The sequence below is a fragment of the Bradyrhizobium sp. 31Argb genome (assembly GCF_043638955.1).
Taxonomy (GTDB): Bacteria; Pseudomonadota; Alphaproteobacteria; order Rhizobiales; family Xanthobacteraceae; genus Bradyrhizobium.
Map to the genome: position 1 here is coordinate 1 of NZ_JBEGDB010000441.1, position 4200 is coordinate 4200.

At 62.4% G+C, this 4200-nt stretch carries 5 protein-coding genes; 4 read left to right on the plus strand and 1 reads right to left on the minus strand.

Translation table 11 applies throughout. The features are described 5' to 3' along the window. Positions 1-200 precede the first annotated feature (200 nt). Entirely contained in the window at positions 201-1199 is a 999-nt protein-coding gene (locus AAFX91_RS39565) for an Hsp33 family molecular chaperone (RefSeq protein ID WP_394570107.1), read from the plus strand. Between the two features lie 137 nt (positions 1200-1336). On the opposite strand, the gene apaG is transcribed toward AAFX91_RS39565, so the two are convergent. Beyond that, a complete protein-coding gene (gene apaG / locus AAFX91_RS39570) occupies positions 1337-1729 on the minus strand; it encodes a Co2+/Mg2+ efflux protein ApaG (RefSeq protein ID WP_282532251.1) in 393 nt (130 codons plus the stop codon). Between the two features lie 228 nt (positions 1730-1957). Here apaG and AAFX91_RS39575 point away from each other — a divergent pair, with 228 nt between their 5' ends. The 3 genes from AAFX91_RS39575 to AAFX91_RS39585 all read left to right on the plus strand — a co-directional run. Continuing rightward, entirely contained in the window at positions 1958-3208 is a 1251-nt protein-coding gene (locus AAFX91_RS39575; RefSeq protein ID WP_394570108.1) for an OpgC domain-containing protein, read from the plus strand. Continuing rightward, positions 3205-3963: an SGNH/GDSL hydrolase family protein gene (locus AAFX91_RS39580; RefSeq protein ID WP_394570109.1), complete on the plus strand. Its 759-nt coding sequence runs from the start codon at positions 3205-3207 to the stop codon at positions 3961-3963. Before AAFX91_RS39575 ends, AAFX91_RS39580 begins: the two co-directional genes overlap by 4 nt. A gap of 15 nt (positions 3964-3978) precedes the next feature. Further along, positions 3979-4200: hypothetical protein (locus AAFX91_RS39585; RefSeq protein WP_394570110.1), on the plus strand; the 222-nt coding region annotated here is incomplete at its 3' end.

Below are 4200 nucleotides of genomic sequence, written 5' to 3' on the forward strand. Positions count from 1 at the left end.
TCGTTTGAGATTTCGACAACCTCATTCTGGCACAACTGATGCCGTAGGGGGCCGTCCACCCCATCAACCACAGGCTTTCGTGGTGGGCTCCGCTGCAACCGCTTGCTCGTGCCACGACCGTAGCCTGTGCAGGGACGACAAGCAAAACGACGAATGTGAACCCCTTTCGTTTCGCCTCTCAAGACCCCAGATAGAGCGCCATGGTTTCACAATCCCCCGACATCAAGATCACGGAAACGCCAACCCGCGCGCCATCGGCCGTGCCGGTCGACGACGCGGTGCTGCCATTCGAGATCGATGCACTCGATCTTCGCGGGCGGCTGACGCGGCTCGGCCCCACCCTCGACGACATCCTGCACAAGCACGATTATCCGCCTGCCGTCGGCAAATTGCTCGGCGAGGCGATCGTGCTAACGACGCTGCTCGGTTCATCCCTGAAGTTCGATGGCCGTTTCATCCTGCAGACCCGGACCGACGGTCCGGTCTCGTTCCTGATCGTCGATTTCAAGGCGCCCGATCGGCTGCGGGCCTATGCGCGCTACGATGCGACGCGGCTGCACGACGGGCTGGATTCCGGCGCGCTGCTCGGCAAGGGCCATCTCGCGATGACCATCGACCAGGGGCCGGACATGAGCCGCTACCAGGGCCTGGTCGCGCTCCATGGCGGCAGCCTCGAAGACGCAGCCCATGAATATTTCCTGCGCTCGGAGCAGATCCCGACGCGCGTTCGCCTTGCGGTCGGCGAGGAATGGCGCGGCGGCGACGGCGGCAAGGTTCGCTGGCGCGCCGGCGGCATGCTGCTGCAGTTCCTGCCGAAGGCGCCGGAGCGCGCGCGGCAGGCCGATCTGCATCCCGGCGATGCGCCCGAAGGCACCGCCGCCCATGAGGTTCCGGAAGACGATGCCTGGGTCGAGGGGCAGTCGCTGATCGGAACGGTCGAGGACGTCGAACTGCTCGACCCTGATCTGTCGGGCGAGCGGCTATTGTATCGCCTGTTCCACGAACGCGGCGTGCGTGTGTTCGCGCCGCTGCCGCTGCGCGCGCAATGCTCCTGCTCGCGCGAGGCGGTGTCCTCGATGCTGAAGAGCTTTACGGCGAAGGATCGCGCCGACATGGTCAAGGACGGCAAGGTCGTCGTCACCTGCGAGTTCTGCTCGTCGGTCTACGAATTCACGCCGGATGAAGCGGGCGTGGAGTAGGGCTATCGAACTTAGAATTGTAGGGTGGGCAAAGCGAAGCGTGCCCACCATCGCGAGCGGAATCTGGATGGTGGGCACGGCGCGAAGACGCGCCTTTGCCCACCCTACCGATTTCCCCGTGAGGGCACACGCGCTCGTCAATTCAACACTCTCTTCCCGTCCGGGCTGTCGAGCGAAAATGTCGGCACGTCGATCTCGAACCGTTCGCCGCTTTCGCTCACCATCTGGTAGCGCCCGCTCATGATGCCGGAGGCGGTCGGCAGCGGCACGCCGGAGGTGTATTCGAAGCGCTCGCCCGGCGCGAGCACGGGCTGCTCGCCGACCACGCCCTCGCCGCGCACTTCCTGCTGGCGGCCGGTGGCGTCGGTGATGATCCAGTATCGCGTGCGCAGTTGCACCGTCTCGGTGCCGGAATTGGTGATGACGATGGTGTAGGACCAGAAATATTGCCGGTTCTCGATCGACGAACGTTCCGGCAGGAAGTTCGGCTCGACGGTGACTTCGATGTCGCGGGTGACGGCGCGGTACACGTTTCAGTCTCCTCAAATCGCATCATAGCCAATAAGTCCGTCGGAACCAATCGTTGGACCGGCTGACGAAAGTTTGCTCAGCTAGCGTTTTTCATCGCCGTTTGACCATAGTTCCGCTCTAAAGGCGCGAGCATCCGCGTCAATTCCGTATCTTGTCCGCAAGCGGTGGGCGGATATTATCTTTTTCGAGTCGGGGCGGCGCAAAACTTCGCACGGTCATGGTGCCCGATGACGTCGATTGCCGATCCAATTTCCGGAACGCAGCTTGCCGACGCCAAGGATGCGAGCGGAGCGGTCGCCGCCGCGCCCGCGATCACGATGCCCGCGACCTCCGAGCGCGAATTGCGGCTGGATTTGTTCCGCGGGCTCGCGCTGTGGCTGATCTTCATCGACCATTTGCCGACGAACATCCTGACCTGGCTCACGATCCGCAACTACGGCTTCTCCGACGCGACCGAGATCTTCATCTTCATCTCCGGCTACACCGCGGCCTTCGTCTATGGCCGCGCGATGCTTCAGGCCGGCTTTGTGGTGGCGACCGCGCGCATCCTGCGCCGCGTCTGGCAGATCTATGTCGCCCACGTGTTCCTGTTCACGATCTTTCTTGCGGAAATCTCCTACGTCGCCACCCGCTTCGAGAACCCGCTCTACACCGAAGAGATGGGGATCATGGATTTCCTCAAGCAGCCCGATGTCACCATCGTGCAGGCGCTGCTGTTGCGCTTCCGTCCCGTCAACATGGACGTGCTGCCGCTCTACATCGTGCTGATGCTGTTCCTGCCCTTGATCCTGTGGCTGATGAAATGGCGGACCGACGTGACGCTGGCACTCTCGGCCGGCCTCTACGTCCTGACCTGGCATTTCGATCTCTATCTCAGCGCCTATCCGAACGGCGTCTGGGCGTTCAATCCGTTCGCCTGGCAATTATTGTTCGTGTTCGGCGCCTGGTGCGCGCTAGGCGGCGCAAGAAGGATGTCGCGTATCCTGGCCTCCCCGATCACGCTCTGGATCTGCATCGCCTATCTGTTCGCGGCGTTCCTGGTCACGCTGTCCTGGTATCTGCCGCAGCTCGGCCACATCGTGCCGCGCCGCATCGAGCAGTGGATGTACCCGATCAACAAGACCGATCTGGACGCATTGCGCTTTGCCCATTTCCTGGCGCTGGCGGCCATTACCGTCCGCGTCCTGCCCCGGGATTGGCCGGGCCTGAAATCCCCGTGGCTGCGACCTTTGATCCTCTGCGGCCAGCACTCCCTTGAGATATTCTGCCTTGGCGTGTTCCTGGCATTTGCCGGGCACTTCATCTTGGCCGAGGTGTCCGGCAGCGCCGGGATGCACTTCCTGGTCAGCGTCACTGGGATTGTCATCATGTGCGCAATGGCGTGGGTGATTTCGTGGTACAAACACTCCGCCGACAAAGGCGCCGCGCGATACAAGAGCCCCGGCGGCAATGCCGACCTGGCGGGAGGGGCGGTATGAAGTCCGGCTTATGGACTGTGCTGGGCCTGACATTGCTGGCCGGTTCTCTGTCCGCGGCCCCGGCACGCGCCGGCGATCCCGAGCAGATTTGCGACGTCCCGGCCAATCTGCTGTCCACCGAAAGCTCGTTGTCCAAGGTGGCCGAGGCGGTGAGGAGCGGCCAGCCCCTGAACGTGCTCGTGGTCGGCAGCCGTTCCTCCACCATTCCCTCCTTCGAGGCCAGCGCCTACCCGGCAAAGTTGCAGGCGGCGCTCAAGGAAAGCCTGCCCAGCACCACCGTTAACCTGTCCGTGGAAGCACAGTCCGCCAAGACCGCGGAGGATATGGCGGCCGGCTTTGTTAAGCTGGTGGAAGCAAAACGGCATACTTTAGTGGTCTGGCAGACGGGAACCGTCGATGCTATCCGGTCGATCGATCCTGACGATTTTCGTAATGCCCTCGATGCGGGGATTACTGCGTTGCAACAGGCGGGAACCAATGTGGTCCTGGTCAATCTTCAGTACAGCCCCCGCACCGAAAGCATGATTTCCGGGTCACCATACCTAGATAATATGCGGGTGTCGGCGCAAGAACATGATGTCCCGCTGTTTGATCGTTTCGCCATCATGCATCACTGGAACGATGCCGGTGATTTCGACCTGTTCAGCTCCGCCCACGGCGTGGAACTGGCCAAGCGGGTGCATGCCTGTCTCGGCCGCGCGCTGTCGAAATTCGTGATCGACGCGGCCCACCTCGGACCGGCGCAGCAGAACTAAAGGGAACCAGCGTTAATGAGGTACTACCGCCCTTTTTGCAGCAGCACATGGCTGGTCGCAGCCGCCGCCGTCACGGCATCCGTGCTTGTGACCTCGCCACTGCACGCGCAAGTTGCGCAAGTCGACCAGCATGCCGCGCTTTCTGAGGGCGCGAACTCCCACCCCTTGTATCTGCACGGGCATGATTTGTGCGATGGAAGCGATTTAGCGTCTTGGCCGGTGGCCACCGGCCAAGAC

Bases quoted from the DNA above. Each gene is read 5' to 3' on its own strand.
- AAFX91_RS39565 (WP_394570107.1), top strand. From the start codon at position 201: ATGGTTTCACAATCCCCCGACATCAAGATCACGGAAACGCCAACCCGC.
- AAFX91_RS39575 (WP_394570108.1), top strand. From the start codon at position 1,958: ATGACGTCGATTGCCGATCCAATTTCCGGAACGCAGCTTGCCGACGCC.
- AAFX91_RS39580 (WP_394570109.1), top strand. From the start codon at position 3,205: ATGAAGTCCGGCTTATGGACTGTGCTGGGCCTGACATTGCTGGCCGGT.